This is a genomic window from Fulvivirga kasyanovii (assembly GCF_009711405.1).
GTDB classification, from domain to species: domain Bacteria; phylum Bacteroidota; class Bacteroidia; order Cytophagales; family Cyclobacteriaceae; genus Fulvivirga; species Fulvivirga kasyanovii.
Window position 1 is genome coordinate 1 of sequence record NZ_SMLW01000034.1, and the last position, 295, is coordinate 295.

At 36.3% G+C, this 295-nt stretch carries 1 protein-coding gene; it reads left to right on the forward strand.

All coding sequences use genetic code 11. The features are described 5' to 3' along the window. A partial coding sequence (locus tag E1163_RS30785; RefSeq protein ID WP_221417844.1) for a hypothetical protein occupies nt 1-295 on the forward strand: 295 nt, incomplete at both ends.

The following is a 295-nucleotide window of genomic DNA, read 5'->3' on the forward strand; positions in this document are numbered from 1 at the left end:
TAATTCTTCAAGAGTATTACGATCACCTCAATGCATATGACAATCAGAACTATATTGAAGTGACAGTATCAGATGTCAACTGTGGCCGGCGAAGTAATATTAGGACAAAATATTTAGATGAAACGCACTATGTTAGACTGGCTAGTGACATATGCAAGAAAATATCTATTGGTGACAAAGTGAAGCTGTTAAAAGGCAAATCTGGCAGGCTCTATTGGTACTATAAACCTACAAACAGAATATTTTGGTTGATACCAATGTGCCTTATATTGGCAGGGTTTATATTGTATTGGGG